This is a genomic window from Aliiruegeria sabulilitoris, from assembly GCF_001558155.1.
Taxonomy (GTDB): domain Bacteria; phylum Pseudomonadota; class Alphaproteobacteria; order Rhodobacterales; family Rhodobacteraceae; genus Tropicimonas; species Tropicimonas sabulilitoris.
Window position 1 is genome coordinate 289,844 of sequence record NZ_LOAS01000001.1, and the last position, 19,119, is coordinate 308,962.

At 62.0% G+C, this 19,119-nt stretch carries 18 protein-coding genes and 1 tRNA gene; 13 read left to right on the plus strand and 6 right to left on the minus strand.

What is annotated here, in order from left to right; translation table 11 throughout:
* Positions 1 to 150 precede the first annotated feature (150 nt).
* Both AX756_RS01315 and AX756_RS01320 read right to left on the minus strand, forming a co-directional pair.
* Complete coding sequence (locus tag AX756_RS01315) at positions 151 to 1,335, minus strand: tyrosine-type recombinase/integrase (protein WP_068307650.1); 1,185 nt, start codon at positions 1,333 to 1,335, stop codon at positions 151 to 153.
* A 165-nt stretch (positions 1,336 to 1,500) separates the two neighbouring features.
* A tRNA-Leu gene (locus AX756_RS01320) sits at positions 1,501 to 1,587 on the minus strand.
* A 182-nt stretch (positions 1,588 to 1,769) separates the two neighbouring features.
* Between AX756_RS01320 and AX756_RS01325 the strand changes: the two genes are divergently transcribed.
* Positions 1,770 to 2,750, plus strand: coding sequence for a complex I NDUFA9 subunit family protein (locus AX756_RS01325; protein ID WP_068307651.1), 981 nt, complete (start codon positions 1,770 to 1,772; stop codon positions 2,748 to 2,750).
* 110 nt (positions 2,751 to 2,860) lie between these two features.
* On the opposite strand, the gene AX756_RS01330 is transcribed toward AX756_RS01325, so the two are convergent.
* Entirely contained in the window at positions 2,861 to 3,664 is an 804-nt protein-coding gene (locus tag AX756_RS01330) for an undecaprenyl-diphosphate phosphatase (protein ID WP_068307652.1), read from the minus strand.
* A gap of 215 nt (positions 3,665 to 3,879) precedes the next feature.
* On the opposite strand from AX756_RS01330, the gene AX756_RS01335 reads away from it, so the two are divergent.
* Genes AX756_RS01335 through gltB form a run of 3 tightly spaced genes read left to right on the plus strand, consistent with a single transcriptional unit; the run spans position 3,880 to position 10,625 of the window.
* Positions 3,880 to 5,316, plus strand: coding sequence for an NAD(P)-dependent oxidoreductase (locus AX756_RS01335; protein WP_068307654.1), 1,437 nt, complete (start codon positions 3,880 to 3,882; stop codon positions 5,314 to 5,316).
* Positions 5,317 to 5,344: 28 nt separating this feature from the next.
* A complete protein-coding gene (locus AX756_RS01340) occupies positions 5,345 to 6,100 on the plus strand; it encodes a hypothetical protein (protein WP_068307655.1) in 756 nt (251 codons plus the stop codon).
* A complete protein-coding gene (gene gltB, locus AX756_RS01345) occupies positions 6,087 to 10,625 on the plus strand; it encodes a glutamate synthase large subunit (protein ID WP_068307657.1) in 4,539 nt (1,512 codons plus the stop codon). The genes AX756_RS01340 and gltB overlap by 14 nt, the downstream gene beginning before the upstream one ends.
* A 66-nt stretch (positions 10,626 to 10,691) precedes the next feature.
* Here the strand turns inward: gltB and AX756_RS01350 are convergent, their stop codons facing one another.
* Complete coding sequence (locus AX756_RS01350) at positions 10,692 to 11,198, minus strand: hydrolase (RefSeq protein WP_068307659.1); 507 nt, start codon at positions 11,196 to 11,198, stop codon at positions 10,692 to 10,694.
* Positions 11,199 to 11,322: 124 nt separating this feature from the next.
* Between AX756_RS01350 and mtgA the strand changes: the two genes are divergently transcribed.
* The 4 genes from mtgA (at position 11,323) to AX756_RS25465 (ending at position 14,110) form a co-directional block, all read left to right on the plus strand.
* On the plus strand, positions 11,323 to 12,066 hold the full coding sequence (gene mtgA, locus AX756_RS01355; protein WP_068308142.1) for a monofunctional biosynthetic peptidoglycan transglycosylase: 744 nt from the start codon (positions 11,323 to 11,325) through the stop codon (positions 12,064 to 12,066).
* A 61-nt stretch (positions 12,067 to 12,127) separates the two neighbouring features.
* A complete protein-coding gene (fzlA, locus tag AX756_RS01360; protein WP_068307661.1) occupies positions 12,128 to 12,793 on the plus strand; it encodes an FtsZ-binding protein FzlA in 666 nt (221 codons plus the stop codon).
* A gap of 15 nt (positions 12,794 to 12,808) precedes the next feature.
* The gene (gene queG / locus AX756_RS01365; RefSeq protein ID WP_068307663.1) at positions 12,809 to 13,846 is read left to right on the plus strand and encodes a tRNA epoxyqueuosine(34) reductase QueG; all 1,038 of its coding nucleotides are present in this window, start codon (positions 12,809 to 12,811) and stop codon (positions 13,844 to 13,846) included.
* Between the two features lie 66 nt (positions 13,847 to 13,912).
* On the plus strand, positions 13,913 to 14,110 hold the full coding sequence (locus tag AX756_RS25465; RefSeq protein WP_156461352.1) for a hypothetical protein: 198 nt from the start codon (positions 13,913 to 13,915) through the stop codon (positions 14,108 to 14,110).
* A 40-nt stretch (positions 14,111 to 14,150) separates the two neighbouring features.
* Here the strand turns inward: AX756_RS25465 and AX756_RS01370 are convergent, their stop codons facing one another.
* Complete coding sequence (locus tag AX756_RS01370; protein ID WP_156461353.1) at positions 14,151 to 14,621, minus strand: hypothetical protein; 471 nt, start codon at positions 14,619 to 14,621, stop codon at positions 14,151 to 14,153.
* Positions 14,622 to 14,710: 89 nt separating this feature from the next.
* A complete protein-coding gene (locus tag AX756_RS01375; protein WP_068307667.1) occupies positions 14,711 to 15,580 on the minus strand; it encodes a branched-chain amino acid aminotransferase in 870 nt (289 codons plus the stop codon).
* 155 nt (positions 15,581 to 15,735) lie between these two features.
* Between AX756_RS01375 and AX756_RS01380 the strand changes: the two genes are divergently transcribed.
* From AX756_RS01380 to AX756_RS01400, 5 genes are all read left to right on the plus strand, one after another.
* Positions 15,736 to 16,248 (plus strand): MarR family winged helix-turn-helix transcriptional regulator, encoded by a 513-nt coding sequence (locus AX756_RS01380; RefSeq protein ID WP_068307669.1) that lies wholly within the window; start codon positions 15,736 to 15,738, stop codon positions 16,246 to 16,248.
* Entirely contained in the window at positions 16,245 to 16,964 is a 720-nt protein-coding gene (locus AX756_RS01385; RefSeq protein ID WP_068307671.1) for a response regulator, read from the plus strand. Before AX756_RS01380 ends, AX756_RS01385 begins: the two co-directional genes overlap by 4 nt.
* An 81-nt stretch (positions 16,965 to 17,045) precedes the next feature.
* Positions 17,046 to 17,981, plus strand: coding sequence for a histone deacetylase family protein (locus AX756_RS01390; protein ID WP_068307672.1), 936 nt, complete (start codon positions 17,046 to 17,048; stop codon positions 17,979 to 17,981).
* A complete protein-coding gene (locus AX756_RS01395) occupies positions 17,978 to 18,220 on the plus strand; it encodes an exodeoxyribonuclease VII small subunit (protein ID WP_068307673.1) in 243 nt (80 codons plus the stop codon). Before AX756_RS01390 ends, AX756_RS01395 begins: the two co-directional genes overlap by 4 nt.
* Positions 18,217 to 19,089 (plus strand): polyprenyl synthetase family protein, encoded by an 873-nt coding sequence (locus AX756_RS01400; protein ID WP_068307676.1) that lies wholly within the window; start codon positions 18,217 to 18,219, stop codon positions 19,087 to 19,089. The genes AX756_RS01395 and AX756_RS01400 overlap by 4 nt, the downstream gene beginning before the upstream one ends.
* The last annotated feature ends 30 nt before the right edge of the window (positions 19,090 to 19,119 follow it).

The window sequence follows — 19,119 nt, forward strand, 5'->3', positions numbered from 1 at the left end:
ACCATCAACTGGGAGGAAAGGAGAGCCATATGGCGATTCCAGTAATCGGAGACTAATCTGAAACCCAAGCAAGGCCGGCGTTGACGTCGGCCTTTCTTCTTTTCGCCGAACGTGGTTCTCTGGATTCTGGTCACGGGCTCGCGCTCGATGTCAAGTTCTCGCAAACTGGTCGCATAGGTCTGCCCATTTCCGCATCAGCTCAACCCGCTGATCCCAGTACGTTGCCCGGTTGTACGTCCGACGGATGGCGTTTCGGTCCTGGTGCGCCAGCGCAGCTTCGATCACATCGGGGTCGTAGCCGCGATTGTTAAGGATGGTGCTCGCCGTCGCTCGAAAGCCGTGTGACGTGACCTCGTCTTTCGAGTACCCCATCCTCCGAATGGCCGAATTGAATGCGTTCTCGGAAAGCCACTTGCGGTTAGATTGAAGGGACGGGAACAGGAGTTCGACACCTTCAATTTCAGGCCAGTTTCGCCCTAAGACATCCATGGCCTGCTCCGATAGGGGCACTACATGTTCTCTGCGCATCTTGGTGCGTTCGGCCGGAATGGTCCATGTTTGCTTCTCACGGTCGAACTCTTGCTTCTTGGCGCCACGCACCTCACCGGGGCGGGTCATGGTCAAAATCTGAAACTTAATGGCATCCTTGATCACGCCGGCGCCGGTATAATCATCAAGATCGCGCAGGAACTGCCCGAACGCTTTCTCATCGGTAATCGCCGCGCGGTTGGTGACCTTTACCGGCAGCAACGCCCCTCTGACTGCATAAGTCGGGTCGTTCTCCGCCCGTAGCGTGACCACAGCTAAGCGGAATACGCCCGATAGCGTGCCGCGGAGTTTCTTCGCCGTCTCACGCCGGCCGCTGTGCTCGACCTTCTTGAGGAGGTGCAGGATTTCAGCCGAGGTGATCTCATTGATCGGTCGGTGATGGAGCTCTTCTGCGAGTGTGTGAATGTGCCAGATCTTCTTCCGCATCGTCGCGTCGGCGAGCTCACGGTCATACGCCATCTGCAGGTACTCTTCCGCAACGAGAAGGAAGGTCGTCCGTGCTTGCGTCTCCGCTTCGATCTGATCGAGGCGCTTCTGCACGGCAGGGTCGGTGCCCGCGTCGAGCTGATCGCGGATTTCGTCGCGCTTCTGCCGCGCGTCGCGGAGCGACACCACCGGATACGAACCGTGCGCGATCGTGCGCTCTTTCCCGTCGAGCTGATACTTCTGGCGCCAGAGCTTCGAGCCGTTTGGCTTCACGAGGACGAACAGACCGAGCGAGTCATAGAGCTTGTACGGCCGTTCCTTGGCCTTTGCCTTCTTGATCTTGAGGTCTGTGAGCGCCATTGGGGTATCACCTCCCGAACTGGTCCCTGATACCCCAGATCGGTACCCCAAATTGGTGGGGTATTGGGTGGGGTAGCATGTTCAGCTATGGGCAAAAGCATAGACCGAAAACAGACAAAAAGTCCATGTTTTCGTGCGGTTATGAGGAGGTATGTTCGGAAGAAATGGTGCCCAGGAGAGGACTCGAACCTCCACGTCCATACGGACACTAGCACCTGAAGCTAGCGCGTCTACCAATTCCGCCACCTGGGCCGGTGTCGTGAGCGCGGTGATTATATCCGGTGCCGAGAGGTGTCAACGCCAATCAGGGAGTTTTTTCACTCCTTTGCTCTTTCTCAAGAAGCAAGGTGGAGTGGCGCGACGCAATCGCTGCTTGTTCGTTTGCCGACTCAGCGCTATCTCGATGCGTGAGCCACCGAACGGAGGAAACTTACATGACCAAACTCGTCACGATTTTTGGCGGCTCCGGTTTCGTCGGACGCTATATCGCCCGCCGCATGGCCAAGGAAGGCTGGCGGGTGCGGGTCGCGACCCGGGTCCCCGACGAGAACCTCTTCGTGCGCACCTTTGGTGAAGTCGGACAGGTCGAACCGGTTGCTTGCAATATCCGCGACGAAGACTCGGTGCGTGACGTGATCCATGGCGCGGATGCCGTGGTCAATTGCGTCGGGATTCTCGCCGAGTTCCGGAAAAACACGTTTGAAGCGGTGCAGATCGACGGACCCGAACGGATCGCACGCCTTGCGAAGGAAGCCGGTGTAACGGCGATGGTCCACCTCTCCGCGATTGGCGCCGACGCGACGTCCGAATCGCAATATTCCCGCACCAAGGCCGCTGGCGAAGAAGCCGTCCTCCAGCACATGCCGAACGCGGTTATCCTGCGGCCATCGGTGATTTTCGGTCCGGAAGACGAATTCTTCAACCGTTTTGCCTCGATGTCGCGCTTCGGCCCTGTGCTGAACATCATCGGTGCCGATACGAAGTTTCAGCCTGTCTATGTCGATGACGTGGCCAAGGCGGCGGTGGCCGGTGTAACGGGCGCGGCAGAACCCGGTATCTACGAGCTTGGCGGGCCGGATGTGGCGAGCTTCCGGGACTGGATCAAGCTCATGCTCAAGATCGTGCGCCGCGAACGGCTGATCAACGACATGCCCACCGGTCTCGCCAATCTGATGGCAGGTGGCTTCGGCATTCTTCAGAAGGTCACGCTGGGAAATATCGAGGCACCGCTGACCCGCGACCAGATCAAGAACCTCAAGCGGGACAATGTCGTGAGCGAGGGCGCCAAGACATTTGCCGATCTCGGGATCGAACCGCTCGCGGCCAAGGCCGTGTTGCCGGATTACCTGTGGCGTTTCCGCCCCGGCGGTCAGTTCGAGGCGCTCACGGAATCGGCAGGCAACCTGAAGGCCTGAGGAAACACGGGAAGCTATTCAAAAGGGTCGGCTCCACGCCGACCCTTTTCGTTTGAAAGACCCGAACTCAAAGGCTGGGTGCAGACCCCTATATGCCCATTCCTGGTCCGTCAGCTATAGGCGATCACGAGCAGCACGATACCGAGAACGACGCGGTAGATCACGTAAGGGGTGAAGCTGACCGAGCGAAGCAGTCGCATCATGAAGCTCAATGCCAGAAGCGCGGCCACGAAGGAAAAACACGCCGCGATGGAGGCATCGCGCAAAAGCGCCATGTCTCCTTCGGCAATGACATCAAGGCCGAGCAACGCGCCGGATGCCATAATCGTCGGGATGGACATGAGCATCGAGATGCGGGCTGCGTCGCCACGAGCAAAACCCATATGTCGGGCACCGGTGATGCAGATACCCGAGCGAGACGTCCCCGGGATCAACGCTACCGCCTGCCAGAGCCCCAGGATCCAGGCCTGGCGCAGGGACCAGTCGGAGGCCTTAAGGTTTTCCGCCCCCTTCTGGTCCGTCCAGTAGAGCAGGATTCCGAAGAGCAGCATTGTCCAACCAATCACGGCGGTGGAGCGCATGGCCTCATCCAGGCCTGTCAGCTTCAGAACCAGTCCGACGGCCATCACAGGGATGGTCGCGATGATCAAGAGGAAGGCAAGGCGCGCGCCCGGCGTGTCGATACGCCCCAGCAGAAGCGAGGGAATACCCCCGAGGGCTGTCTTCACGTCGGCCCAAAAAAACAGGATGACGGCGAACAGGGTCCCCACATGGGTGGCGACATCTATGGTCAGCCCCTGATCATCCATCCCGGTCAAGCTGGGCAAGAGAATCAGGTGGCCCGAGGAGGAAACGGGAAGAAACTCCGTAATGCCTTGAATTATCGAGACCAGTAGAATGTGAAAGAGCGTCATTGGTGTAGGTCCCTGATCAAAATCGTCGGCAGAGTAACCGGATGATTCTGAATGAAAAGACCAGAAACATGACAGCTTTGCTGTCTCAATTTCAAACGGCCGCGAAAAAAAGGGTCCCCTTGCCGGGAAAATTCTACAAAGTAGGTCACTGTTTATGACTTTATTTCTTTTGAGCAGGCGTGTATTCAGCGCGGACTGAATTATGGAGGCAGCCAGTGGCCAAACAGCGAATGCTCCAGTTCGTGTCCGTGGACAAGCAGATGCCCGCGAAGCGGGAAGCAGATGACCGGGCGCACGACTTCCTGGAGATCTATGGTGAATTCGCCGAGGCGAAAGCCGAGGAGCAGGCCGGTCGATGCAGCCAGTGCGGGGTTCCGTACTGCCAGTCACATTGCCCGCTGCACAACAATATCCCCGATTGGCTCAAGCTCACGGCCGAGGGCCGGCTGGAGGAGGCCTATCAGGTCAGCCAGTTGACCAATACCTTCCCCGAGATCTGTGGGCGGATCTGCCCGCAGGACCGGCTGTGCGAAGGCAATTGCGTCATCGAGCAATCCGGCCATGGTACAGTGACCATCGGTGCGGTGGAGAAGTTCATCACCGACACGGCGTGGGAAAAAGGCTGGGTGCAACCAATCAAGCCCGCCACGGAACGCACCGAAAGCGTCGGCATCATCGGTGCCGGCCCCGGCGGACTGGCTGCGGCCGACAGGCTGCGTCGTGCCGGTGTTCAGGTGACGGTTTATGACCGCTATGACCGCGCGGGCGGCTTGCTGACCTATGGCATTCCGGGCTTCAAGCTCGAGAAGGACATCGTGATGCGCCGCAACGAGCAGCTTGAACAGAGCGGCGTGGATTTCGTGCTCAACTGCAATATCGGCGAGGACATCTCCTTCGACGAGATCCGCAAGAAGCATGACGCGGTGCTGATCGCGACCGGCGTGTACCAGTCGCGTGATCTGCAGGCGCCGGGCTCCGGCGCACATGGAATCGTGCGGGCCATCGATTATCTGACGGCCTCCAACCGCAAGAATTTCGGCGATGCCGTTCCGGAATACGATAATGGCGAGCTGAATGCCGAAGGCCGCAAGGTTGTCGTCATCGGCGGCGGCGACACTGCGATGGACTGCGTCCGGACCGCGATTCGCCAAGGCGCCAAGAGCGTGAAATGTCTTTATCGCCGCGACCGCGCCAACATGCCCGGCTCGCAGCGCGAGGTGCAGAATGCCGAGGAAGAAGGCGTTGTCTTCGAATGGCTGACCGCGCCGAACGGCTTCGTGGGCGAGCCCGTGTCGGGCGTGATGGTACAGAAGATGCGCCTCGGCGCGCCGGATGCGTCGGGTCGGCAACGCCCTGAGGTGATCGAGGGGGCCGACTATGTCGAAGAGGCCGATCTGGTCATCAAGGCGCTCGGTTTCGAGCCGGAGGAGCTTCCGTCCTTGTGGAGCCAGCCTCAGCTCGAAGTGACCCGCTGGGGCACGATCAAGGCCGATTTCCGGAGCCATCAGACCTCCATGCCGGGCGTTTACGCCGTGGGCGACATCGTGCGCGGTGCCTCGCTCGTGGTCTGGGCGATCCGGGACGGGCGCGAGGCCGCCGATGCGATGATCGAGGGTTTCGACACGGCGGCGGCCGCTGTGGCGGCGGAATAACCGCAGCACGGCCGGCAAAGGGACAGATATGGGACGAACTGAACGGACATGGCTGCTGGGTTTGGCGGGCGCGCTTGCGTTGACCGCCCTGCCCGCCTTGGCTGATTCGATCGAAGTACCCGAGGGCTGCGAAGGCTTTCTGACGGTTCAGCAGAAGGGTTGCGGCGTCTCCCATTACTGGCGGTGCGAGGCCGCACCGGAGGGGACGGCTTGGGAAGTGCATTACGATGTCGAGGGCGTCTATTCGCTCTCGGTCTATGATCATGACTTCCAGTGGCTCGACAGTCAGTATTTCCGGCAGAACACCCGGGAGCATCTTACCGAAACCGCTCCGGACCCGGCCTCGCTTGGGGAATTGCTGGAAACCGGTCAGGACAGCTACGCTTTCGTGATCCGGGAAGAAGGCCCCGAAGGCATTCGCGACGTGGTGCACCAGGGCGAGGACCGACTGACCGGGCGCACGGTGGTGATCGACGGCGTCGAGCTGCTTGAGACGGAATACACCTCGACCGCGATGGATGCGGACAGTGGTGAAGAGATCTTTGCCGTGGCCGGCAATCAATACGTGCTGGCCGAAGAGCGATTGTTCTTCCTCGGCGCCGACAGCTTTCTGCAGGACGGCGAGGAAATGAAAAACGATTTCAGCCCGGTGCGGTTCATCCGCCCCGGCGAGGCGGGGTTCACGGAGATGACACCGCTCTACGGATGCAACGCGACGGAGGAGATCGGCTATTTGCCGCCTGCCTCTGCCCAGCGAAAGGAGAAGCGCAATGACGACCTATGACGATACGTGGGCCGAGGCCGAACGGGCCAAGCGCGAGGAACTGGCGAAGACCGGCATGTACCGCGAAGAGGAAGAGCATTCCTCCTGCGGCGTGGGCCTTGTGGTGGCCATTGATGGCAAGAAGAGCCGCAAGGTGGTCGAAGACGGCATCAATGCGCTGAAGGCGGTCTGGCACCGCGGCGCGGTCGATGCCGACGGCAAGACCGGCGACGGCGCGGGCATCCATGTGCAGATCCCGGTGCCCTTCTTTTATGACCAGATCCGCCGCACCGGCCACGAGCCGGATGTGGAAAAGCTGATCGCCGTGGGCCAGATCTTCCTGCCCCGGATCGATTTTGGCGCCCAGGAAGCCTGCCGGACCATCGTCGAGAGCGAAGTCCTGCGGATGGGCTACTACATCTATGGCTGGCGCCACGTGCCGGTGGATATCTCCTGCCTTGGCGAAAAGGCCAATGCGACGCGTCCGGAGATCGAACAGATCCTGATCTCCAACACCAAGGGCGTGGACGAGGAGACGTTCGAGCGCGAGCTCTATGTTATCCGCCGCCGCATCGAGAAGGCCGCGTCGACCCGTCGGGTGCCGGATTTCTATGTCTGCTCGCTCTCCTGCCGCTCGATCATCTACAAGGGGATGATGCTGGCCGAACAGGTGGCCGAGTTCTATCCGGATCTGCAGGACGAGCGTTTCGAGAGCGCCTTTGCGATCTATCACCAGCGCTATTCGACCAACACCTTCCCGCAATGGTGGCTGGCCCAGCCCTTCCGCATGCTTGCCCATAACGGCGAGATCAACACGCTCAAGGGCAACACGAACTGGATGAAGAGCCACGAGATCCGGATGGCGCACGCGACCTTCGGGCCGATGGCCGAGGACATCAAGCCGATCATCGCGCAGGGTTCGTCGGATTCCGCCGCGCTCGACTCGGTGTTCGAAATGCTGGTGCGCGCCGGGCGTTCGGCGCCGATGGCCAAGACCATGCTGGTGCCCGAGAGCTGGTCCCAGCAGGCTGTGGATCTTCCGCAGAACTGGCAGGATATGTATTCCTACGTGAACTCCGTCATGGAGCCCTGGGACGGCCCCGCTGCGCTGGCCATGACCGATGGCCGTTGGGTCGTTGGCGGGCTGGACCGCAACGGCCTGCGCCCGATGCGCTATGTCGTGACGGGCGACGGGCTGCTGATCGCCGGTTCCGAGGTCGGCATGGTCCCGACGAACGAAACCAGCGTGGTCGAGAAGGGCGCGCTTGGCCCGGGCCAGATGATCGCCGTCAACATGTCCACCGGCAAGCTCTTCCATGACAAGGAGCTGAAGGACAAGCTGGCCTCCTCGCAGCCTTTCGGCGAATGGGTGGAAAAGGTTGTCGAGCTTGACAGCGTTCTTGCCGGCGAGACCGAGAAGCCGCTCTTTACCGGCGCCGAGCTGCGCAAGCGGCAGATCGCGGCTGGCTACTCCGTTGAGGAGCTGGAACAGATTCTCGCTCCCATGGCCGAGGACGGCAAGGAAGCGATCGCGTCCATGGGCGATGACACGCCTTCGGCCGTGCTGTCCGAGAAATACCGCCCGCTGAGCCATTTCTTCCGCCAGAACTTCTCCCAGGTGACGAACCCGCCGATCGACTCCTTGCGCGAATATCGCGTGATGAGCCTGAAGACGCGTTTCGGCAACCTCAAGAACGTTCTCGACGAGGACAGCTCGCAGACCGAGATCCTGATCCTGGAGAGCCCCTTCGTCGGCAATGCCCAGTTCGACAAGCTGGTCGCCGAGTTCAACGCGCCGATGATCGAGATCGACTGTACCTTCCCGGCAGGCGGCGAGCAGAGCGCGCTGCGCGTGGCGCTCGACCGGATCCGGACCGAGGCGGAAGACGCCGTGCGCTCGGGTACCGGCCATATCGTTCTGACTGATCACCATCAGTCGGACGACAAGGTGCCGATGCCGATGATCCTTGCCACGAGCGCCGTGCATTCCTGGCTCACGCGCAAGGGGCTGCGGACCTTCTGCTCGCTCAACGTGCGTTCGGCCGAATGCGTCGATCCGCATTACTTCGCCGTGCTTATCGGTTGCGGTGCGACGGTGGTGAACGCCTATCTGGCCGAGGACAGCCTGGCAGACCGCATCGAACGCGGCCTGCTGGACGGCCCGCTCAACGCGGCGATGTCGCGGTACCGCGCGGCCATTGATGCCGGCTTGCTCAAGATCATGTCCAAGATGGGTATCTCCGTCATCTCCTCCTATCGGGGCGGGCTGAATTTCGAGGCCGTCGGCCTCTCCCGCGCCATGGTGGCGGAATATTTCCCCGGTATGACCAGCCGCATCTCGGGCATCGGCATTGCCGGTGTCCAGCGCAAGGCGGAAAAGGTCCACAAGGATGGCTGGGGGGGCGGCACCGATATCCTGCCGCTCGGTGGCTTCTACAAGGCCCGCAAGTCCGGCGAGACCCATGCCTGGGGTGCGCAGACGATGCACATGATGCAATCGGCGTGCAACACCGGCTCTTTCGAGCTGTGGAAGCAGTACTCGAAGAAGATGCAGGCGAACCCGCCGATCCACCTGCGCGACCTTATGAATTTCAAGCCGCTTGGCCGTCCGGTGCCGATCGAAGAGGTCGAGTCGATCACCTCGATCCGCAAGCGTTTCGTGACGCCGGGCATGTCGCTGGGGGCACTCTCGCCCGAGGCGCACAAGACGCTCAACGTCGCCATGAACCGGATCGGCGCCAAGTCGGATTCCGGCGAGGGGGGCGAAGATCCGGCGCATTTCGTGCCCGAGCCGAATGGCGACAACCCTTCGGCCAAGATCAAGCAGGTGGCCTCGGGCCGTTTCGGCGTGACCGCCGAGTACCTGAACCACTGCGAGGAGCTTGAGATCAAGGTGGCCCAGGGCGCCAAGCCCGGCGAGGGCGGCCAGCTTCCGGGGCTCAAGGTCACCGATCTTATCGCGCGGCTGCGCCACTCCACCAAGGGCGTGACGCTGATTTCACCGCCGCCGCACCACGATATCTACTCGATCGAAGACCTCGCGCAGCTGATCTATGACCTCAAGCAGATCAACCCGCGGGCCAAGGTGACGGTGAAGCTCGTGGCCTCCTCCGGTGTCGGCACCATCGCCGCCGGCGTGGCCAAGGCCAAGGCCGACGTGATCCTGATCTCCGGTCATAACGGTGGTACCGGCGCTTCGCCCGCGACCTCGATCAAATATGCCGGACTCCCCTGGGAGATGGGCCTGACCGAGGCGCATCAGGTGCTGGCGATGAACAAGCTGCGCGACCGCGTGACGCTCCGCACCGATGGCGGGCTCCGCACGGGCCGCGACATCGTCATCGCGGCCATGCTCGGCGCCGAGGAATACGGTATCGGCACCGCCGCGCTCATCGCGATGGGCTGCATCATGGTGCGCCAGTGCCAGTCCAACACCTGCCCGGTCGGCGTCTGCACGCAGGACCAGAAACTGCGCGACAAGTTCACCGGGTCTGCGGACAAGGTGGTGAACCTGATCACCTTCTACGCCCAGGAAGTGCGCGAGATTTTGGCCGAACTTGGCGCCAAGAGCCTCGAGGAGGTGATCGGCCGCACCGACCTGCTGGCGCAGGTATCGCGCGGCAACGCGCATCTGGACGACCTGGACCTCAACCCGCTGCTGATCACGGTCGATGGCGCCAGCGACATCACCTACGATCTGCGCAAACCGCGGAACCCGGTGCCGGATACGCTCGACGCGCAGATCGTGGCCGATGCGGCGCGGTTCCTGAAGGACGGGGAGAAGATGCAGCTCTCCTATGCCGTTCAGAACACGCACCGTACCATCGGCACGCGGACCTCATCGCATATCGTGCAGCGTTTCGGCATGCGAAACGCGCTGCAGCCCGATCACCTGACAGTAAAGCTGACCGGCTCTGCCGGCCAGTCGCTCGGGGCCTTCGGCGCGCCGGGACTGAAGCTCGAAGTGGCGGGCGATGCCAACGACTATGTCGGCAAGGGCCTGTCGGGAGCGACCATCGTCGTACGCCCGCCGATGAACTCGCCGCTGAAGGCGGATGAGAACACGATCATCGGCAACACGGTGCTTTATGGCGCGACCGACGGCTATCTCTTTGCCGCTGGGCGTGCAGGCGAGCGCTTCGCGGTGCGGAACTCGGGTGCGAAGGTCGTGATCGAGGGCTGCGGATCCAACGGTTGTGAATACATGACCGGCGGCATCGCGGTGATCCTCGGTTCCATCGGCGCCAATTTCGGCGCCGGCATGACGGGCGGCATGGCCTATCTCTATGATCCGGACGGCACGTCGCGCGAGCTGATGAACATGGAGACGCTGGTTACGGCACAGGTCAGCCACCCGCATTGGGAAGCCGAGCTGCGCGATCTGATCGAACGGCACGTGGCAGAGACGCAATCCGTCAAGGCCGCCGATATCCTTCAGCACTGGGACCTGGAGCTGCGCCATTTCGTGCAGGTCTGCCCGAAGGAAATGCTGGTGCACATCCCGCACCCGCTCAGCGTCGAAGAGGACGCGATCCCGGCCGAGTGATCGCCGCGACGCAGATCAGGAAAAGGCAGGCCGGTCCCTCGGGGCCGGCCTGTGCCTTTTCACGGCTCAGATCCGGGCCACGCCCACGACGTAGTTCTTTCCGTAGTGCTTCGCGCATTTCGGGCAGGTCGTGTAGAAGAAGAAGACCTCGCTGCTCTCGCAGCCGTGGCTGCGGGCAAGCTCTTCCATCTCGCCGTACCATTCTTTTGCCTTCGAATAGGGACCTTCGAAGACACGGGTGACGAAGTCGCCCGAGAGGGTGGTCATTTCCTCCTGCGGCACCGGGTGGTCCACGGAAAAGTAATGTTCCGCCTTCCAAGGCGACAGGTCTTTGCTTAGCACGATCATGTTGTCGGTATCCCAGCCGCCCGAGGCGCGGATATGCTCGTCGACCCGCCTGAAGACCTTGCCCATGTTCACCGGGACATGCATCGCTGCCCGCGTCTCGGCCCTCAGGAAAGGCTTGTCCTCGAAATGCAGCTTCGCGCCGTCCCAGCCGTCGGGATTGAATTTCGGACAGCAATTCGTTGGGTTCACGCTGTCGTCAAAATGGGGGAGTCGATTGGTCCGCATGGCTCTCGCCTCCTGCCGCCGCAGTTTCGCAGATGATGCCTGCCCGCGCCATGACCCGAGTCAAATCCGGGACGGTATTGCCAGCGACTTGACGGCCGCCGGCCTCGCGCGGCATGTGAGACCCGTGGCACAGAAGAAGAGCAGATCGAAGGCCAAGGGCAAGGCCAGTCGTTCCCGGCAGGACCTCCTGCCGGTCAAGGCTGCCTTGTTCGCTCGGAAGTGGATCTGGCGCGCGCTCTGGGCACCGGTCGTCCTTGTCCTGTTCCTCGTCATCCTGTTCCGATTCGTGAATCCGCCGACGACCCACACGATCTGGACCGAAGCCCGGCGTCTGGACGGGGTCGAACGGGTCTGGGTACCGCTCGAAGAGATGTCGGTTCATGTCCCGCGCTCGGTTGTCGCCGCGGAAGATTCGAATTTCTGCCTCCATTGGGGGTTCGACATGGCGGCGATCCGCGAGGCGCTGGATGATGGTGGCCAGCGGGGGGCCTCGACGCTTTCCCAGCAAACGGTCAAGAACGTGTTTCTCTGGCAAGGACGCAGTTGGCTGCGAAAAGCGCTGGAGGCGGCGATTACCCCGGTTGTCGAGTTGGCCTGGCCCAAGCGCCGGATTCTGGAAGTGTATCTGAACGTGGCGGAAATGGATGAAGGCGTTTTCGGAGCCGAAGCCGCCGCCCAGTCCTATTTCGGAGTTTCGGCCCGGGAACTGGACGCGACCCGCGCCGCCAGAATTGCAGCCGTCCTGCCAAACCCGAAACAGCGCAACGCGGCAAAACCCACCCCGTGGCTGAAAAAGCGTGCGACCTCGATCGCGGATGGCGCCGCAACCATCGCCTTTGACGGCCGCGCGGCCTGTTTCGAGGATTGAAAATGCCCCGCAGGCACGGCAAGAAAAGACGATCCACCCTCACGCTCCCAGAAGGCTCTCGATGAATCGACTTTATCACGTTCCACTTTCTCCCTTTTGCCGCAAGGTGCGCCTGGTTCTGGCGGAAAAGAAGATCGAGGTGGAGTTGGTCGAAGAACGCTATTGGGAACAGGATCCCGATTTTCTCCGGCGCAACCCGGCCGGAAAGGTCCCGGTACTGCGAATGGACGGCATGACCATGGCCGAGAGTCAGCCGATCTGTGAGTACCTAGAGGATGTGGCCCCGGAGCCGGCGCTGCTGCCGAAGGGCGCCAAGGAGCGCTACGAGGTGCGCCGTCTGTGTTCCTGGTTCGACGACAAGTTCCACCACGAGGTGACCGCGAATCTGTTGTACGAGCGGGTGAACAAGAAGATCACCAAACAGGGTTATCCGGAGAGCAAGAATGTCAAGGCCGGGGCGCGAGCGATCAAGTATCACCTCGACTACATGACCTGGCTGCTGGATCAACGCCGCTGGCTCGCGGGCGATCACATGACGCTCGCCGATTTCGCCGCCGCTGCGCATATCTCCTCGCTCGACTACATCAGCGATGTCGACTGGAACCGGAGTGCGAACGTCAAGGACTGGTATGCCAAGATCAAGTCCCGCCCGGCCTTCCGCGGACTCCTGGCCGACCAGGTCCCCGGCTTTCCGCCGTCCCGGCAATATGCTGACCTCGATTTCTGAGACGAGACAGGCGGCATGACCGACCTGCGTGACCGGCTGGAACGGCAAGCATTGGCAGAAGGCTTCTCGCTCATGCGGATCTGCCGGCCAGATGCGATTCCGAATGTTCCGGGCGATCTGGCGGAGTTCGTCGAGCGTGGCTTTCACGGGCAGATGGGCTGGATGGCGGAGCGGATGACGTGGCGCGGGGACCCTTCCGCGCTCTGGCCCGAGGCGCGCTCGATCATCCTGCTGGCCGAAAGCTACACGCCCGAGGAGAACCCCGAGGCTAGTATCACCGACCCGGAACTGGCGACGGTCTCGGTCTATGCCCGCGGCAAGGATTACCACGACCTGGTCAAGAAGCGGTTGAAGCGGCTGGCGCGCTGGCTGATTGCCGAAGGTGGCGGCGAAGTGAAGGTTTTCGTCGATACCGCGCCCGTGGCCGAGAAACCGCTGGGACAGGCCGCCGGGCTTGGCTGGCAGGGCAAGCATACGAACCTTGTCAGCCGCGATCTGGGCAACTGGTTCTTTATCGGTTCGATCTTTTCCACGTTGGAACTGGAGCCGGACGCCCCGGAACAGGATCACTGCGGGTCTTGTCGTGCCTGTCTCGATGCCTGCCCGACCGACGCCTTTGTTGCACCCTATCGGATGGATGCACGGCGGTGCATTTCCTACCTGACAATCGAACATCACGGGCCGGTCGACCCCGAATTGCGTGCCCGGATGGGAAACCGAATCTATGGCTGCGATGCATGCCTTGCCGCCTGCCCGTGGAACAAGTTCGCGGTCGAAGCGAGCGACATGCGCTATGCCGCACGCGATGACCTCGTCGCGCCGCCGCTCGCCGAGCTCGCCCAGCTTGATGACAGCGCCTTTCGTGCCCGTTTCTCCGGCAGCCCGATCAAGCGGATCGGCCGAAACCGCTTCGTGCGGAACGTTCTCTACGCTATCGGCAACTCGGGACAGCCCGGTTTCCGGGCAATTGTCGAAAACCTGTGCGACGATTCGGATTTGACGGTTTCGGATGCGGCCAACTGGGCTTTGGCAAGATTGCCGGAGGTTTCCTGATCCGTGTCAATTTCCCTTGGCCTGTTCATCTGCTATCATCGGGGTGTCGTAGAAACGGAGGATCGCATGGGCAAACATGTGCTCGACCACAAACGCCGCCGGACGAAGTCTCAAGTGAAGCCTTTTTCCGAAGTGTCGCGCCGGACTGCCCCCGAGGGCACCAACCCGGCTGCGAAATACCTGCTTCGCAAGAGGAGGGGGCCTTGCAATGACGCAATGCGCTTTCAGGCTTTCCTGCGGATTGATCGTGGTATGACAGCCTGAACAGGCTTTCCCGGCCATGACCCGAACGGGCTTGGCCGGGCTACCAGGTATGCTCGCGCGTTATGTATTGCGGATCGTGCTGACGTTTTGCGGCCTCGGACACGATCCGAACAGCTTGCGGTGCGTCATGGAGATGGAACGGGCCGTGGGTTTCACCACCTGTAAGAAAGATGATCTGCGCCGGCCCTTCGGTGGGCTCCGGATGTAGTCGGATATTCGCCTCCAGCCCCTTGCCATAGAATGCCCGCTCCAGCTTCTGGCCGAAACGGGCGCCCAGTTCACGGCTCTTTTGGGAGCTTCCTGCGATCACGAAACCCTGAACATCCAGATGCTCAAGGCCCTGGCCACTGGCGATGAGCCGCTCGACGGTCAGCGCCAGCGGGCGAAATGTCGGATCACCGGTGAGTTGATAATAGCTCAAGGCCAGTGTCGCCGGGGTGGCGATGGCGACAATCAGGATCGCAAGGATCGATACCTGTCGCTGCTGAGGCGGATGCGCGGTTTGTTCCATTGGCGCGAGCATCGCGCGCAAATCTCAACAACGAATTAAGAATCCGCCGTTAGGCAAAGCCAGCCCGGTGAACGGGCCGGCGTCGCAAATCAGGACCGCACCAGCTTCTCGTAGCTTTCGGCAATGTCCCGCGTCAGGGCACCGACTTCGAAGGTGTAATCCCCGATCTGGCCCACAGGCGTAACCTCGGCCGCGGTGCCGGTCAGCCAACATTGCTCGAAACCTTCCAGCTCTTCCGGCATGATGTGACGTTCCTTCACCTCGATGCCCTTTTTCTTGAGCATCTCGATGACGGTCTGACGGGTGATGCCGTTCAGGAAGCAGTCGGGCAGCGGTGTATGCACTTCGCCATTGCGGACAAAGAAGATATTCGCCCCCGTCGCCTCGGCCACGTAGCCGCGATAGTCGAACATCATCGCGTCCGAACAGCCCTTTGCCTCTGCCGCATGCTTGGACATGGTGCAGATCATGTAGAGACCGGCCGCCTTTGCGTGGCTCGGAACTGTCTCCGGCGAGGGCCGCTTCCACTTGGAGATGTCCAGCTTTGCTCCCTTGAGCTTGGCATCGCCATAATAGGCGCCCCACTCCCAGGCGGCGACCGCCATGCGAACAGGGTTGCGCGCGGACGCTACCCCCATGTCGGGACCGGCCCCACGCCAGGCAACGGCCCGGACATAGGCATCCTGAAGACCGGATTCCTTGAGGATCAGCTCCTTGGCGGCCTCGATCTCATCGACCGAATAGGGAACTTCGAAATCGACCATGTTGGCGGATTTCTTCAGGCGTTCGGAATGCTCCCGGCTCTTGAAGATCTTGCCGTGATAGGCGCGTTCGCCTTCGAATACGGAGGAGGCATAATGCAATGCGTGGGTCAGGATGTGCACGTTCGCGTCGCGCCAGGGCACGAGCTTCCCGTCCATCCAGATGACTCCGTCTCGATCGTCATATGCGCCAGCCATATCTTCTACTCCTTGGCCTTTTTCGAAAGTTGCGCAAAAAATGTCCGCTCCGGACGCAAAGTTGCGCAAAAACTGACCGCAGCTAGCAGTTGGTCCTAGCAATGTCAACAAGGCTGACATAAAACGTGATTGTGAGGACAAAAGAGAGACCGACAATGGCGCAAGGACCCGGTGGCAATGGTCAACATGGGGAAACGTTGCTGTTCCTGACTGATGAACAGCTGCGCAAGGGGATCGAGGCGATGTTCTTTGCCTACAAGGGCTTCACCTCGGACCCGGACCGAATCCTGGAGGAACGCGGCTATGGCCGGGCACATCACCGGGCGATCCATTTCATTCATCGAAGCCACGGCACGACGGTGAACAACCTGTTGGCCATTCTCGGGGTGACCAAGCAATCGCTGAACCGGGTGCTGCGGACATTGATCGAGGATGAACTGGTCGAGAGCCGGGTCGGCACGCGGGACAAGCGAGAACGCCACCTCTTTTTGACCGATAAGGGCCTGGTGCTGGAGCGCGAACTGAGCGACGCGCAGCAGGCGCGCGTACGCGACGCCTTCCGTTCTGCCGGGCCGGGCGCGGTGGCGGGCTTTCGCACGGTTCTGGAAGCAATGATGGACCCGGAGATGCGTCGGCGCTATCAACGTCTGACGGAGAATAGTCGATGAGCGAATTTCCGGCGGGCGCCATGATCGAGGCGCATCTGCTAATAGTGGATGATGACGAACGGATCCGGGCGCTTCTGAAGAAGTTCCTGATCCGGAACGGTTTCCTTGTGAGTGCTGCCCGGGATGCCGCCCATGCGCGCCGGTTGCTGTCGGGGCTGGATTTCGACCTGATCGTTCTCGACGTCATGATGCCGGGCGAGGACGGCGTGAGCCTGACCGCGTCCCTACGCAACAAGATCGCAACCCCCATTCTTCTGCTGACGGCCCGAGGCGAAACCGAGGACCGTATCAAGGGGCTGGAGGCAGGGGCGGACGACTACCTCGCCAAGCCCTTCGAGCCCAAGGAACTGCTGCTGCGGATCAACGCGATCCTGCGCCGTGTGCCGAGCGAGACCCGTGTCGATGCCGGCCCGAAAATCCTGCATCTCGGGTCCGTTCGCTACGATGTGGACAAGGCGGAGCTGTGGAGCGGCGAGGAGCCGATACGCCTGACCGCGACCGAGGTCTCGCTGATGCGGATCTTCGCCGCCCATCCGGGCGAGCCGCTCAGCCGGGCGCGGCTGGTGGAGGAGCTTGGGCGCGACGGAGATCAGGCACAGGAGCGCGCCGTGGACGTCCAGATCACGCGTTTGCGACGCAAGATCGAGTCCGACCCGAGACAACCCCGCTTCCTTCAGACGGTCCGCGGGGCGGGCTACATGCTGGCGCCGGACTGATCGCGGCGGGCGCCGGACGCAAGAATGTCGCCGGTTCTGCCGTCGGCGAATGGATTGAGGTTGAACAGGGAAGGGTCTGCAATGACCACAGCACTTTTCACGCATTCCGATTGCCTGGGGCACGAAACGCCCGAAGGGCATTCAGAGCGTGCAGACAGGTTGCGGGCGATCTGGAAAACCCTGGAGGACCCGGCCTTTGAGGCCCTGGACCGGCGCGAGGCGCCCCTGGCCGAGCGTTCCGAACTGCGCCGTGTCCATCCCGAGGCGCATGTTGCCGCGATCGAGGCCGCGATTCCCGCAGAGGGACATGTGTCGCTGGATGCGGATACGCATGTGATGTCGGGCTCGCTCACAGCCGCCCTGCGCGGCGTCGGAGCGGTGGTTTCGGCTGTCGATGCGGTCATGGCGGGCGAGGTCAGCAACGCGTTCTGCGCGATCCGGCCGCCGGGGCACCATGCGGAGAAGGCGACACCGATGGGCTTCTGCCTGTTCGGCAACGTGTCCATCGCCGCCAAGCGGGCGCTCGATCACCATGGGCTGGAACGGGTGGCGATCATCGATTTCGACGTGCATCACGGGAACGGCACGCAGGACCTGTTGTGGGATGAGGCGCGTGTTCTCTTCTGTTCGACGCATCAAATGCCGCTCTATCCCGGCACGGGCGAGCCGCGGGAAACCGGCGCACATGGCAACATCATCAATGCCCCTCTGCCGCCCATGGCCGATGGTGCGGCCTTCCGGAAGATCATGGAAGAACGGATCCTGCCCGCGCTCGACGATTTCAAGCCGGAACTGGTGCTGATCTCGGCCGGCTTCGACGCACACAGGGACGATCCGCTGGCCCAGCTGAATTTCGATGTCGAGGATTTCGTCTGGGTGACAGAAAAGCTCTGCGATATTGCCGACCGGCATGCCGGCGGGCGCGTGGTCTCGACTTTGGAGGGCGGCTATGATCTGGAGGCGCTGGCCGCTTCCACGGCGGCCCATGTTAAAGTGCTGATGGAGCGAGGCGCATGAACGATACTCCCGTTGAAGAAATGAGCTTCGAGCAGGCCATGGCCGAACTGGAGCAGGTGGTTCAGAAGCTGGAAAACGGCCAGGTGGCGCTGGAGGAATCGATCCAGCTCTACGAACGCGGCGACGCGCTGCGCAAGCGCTGCGAGGCCAAGCTGCAGGCGGCCGAGGAAAAGGTCGCGGCGATCACCACCGATGCCGCCGGAAACCCGACCGGAACGAAAGCTTTCGACGCCCAATGACCTATCGCGACGCGTTGGCGGCCACCGCGGACCGCGTTCAGGCCTGCCTTCTGGCGGAGTTGCAGGGCTATGCCGCGCAACCGGTCGTGGAGGCGATGCGCTACGCGGTCGTCGGCGGCAAGGGGCTGCGCGCGTTCCTGGTGCTGGAGAGCGCGGCGCTGCACGATATTCCAGAGACACAGGCGATCTGGGCGGCTGCGGCCATCGAGGCGGTGCATGCCTATTCGCTGGTCCATGACGACCTGCCGGCAATGGATGACGATAACCTGCGCCGGGGGCAGCCCACGGTCCACGTGAAATGGGACGACGCAACGGCGATTCTGGCGGGCGATGCCTTGCAGACACTGGCGTTCGAGCTGCTGTCGCGCCCGGCCTGTTCGCCCGACGCAGCCGTTCGGGTGGACCTCGTGTCCTCCATGGCAAGGGCCGCCGGTGCGCGCGGAATGGTGCTCGGTCAAGCGCAGGATATCGCGGCCGAGACCGCCACCGCGCCCTACACGCTCGACCAGATCACCGAGTTGCAGGCCAACAAGACCGGCGCGCTGATCCGCTGGTCGGCGGAGGCGGGTGCGCGTCTGGCCAGTGCCGATGTGGCTCCGCTCACCCGCTATGCGACTGCGCTCGGGCTTGCCTTTCAGATCGCGGACGACATCTTGGACGTGGAGGGCGACGCCGCCACTGCGGGCAAGGCATTGCGAAAGGATGCGGAGGCCGGCAAGGCGACTTTCGTCTCGCTGCTTGGACTGGAGGGCGCCAAGTCGCGGGCACGGGCCCTTGTGGAGGAGGCCGAAGAGGCGTTATCGGCTTATGGTGCACGCGCCGAAAGCTTGCGACAGACCGCTCGCTTCGTTATCGCGCGCGAAAAATGAACTCGGCCGCCCTCACGGGCCGTCGTGAAG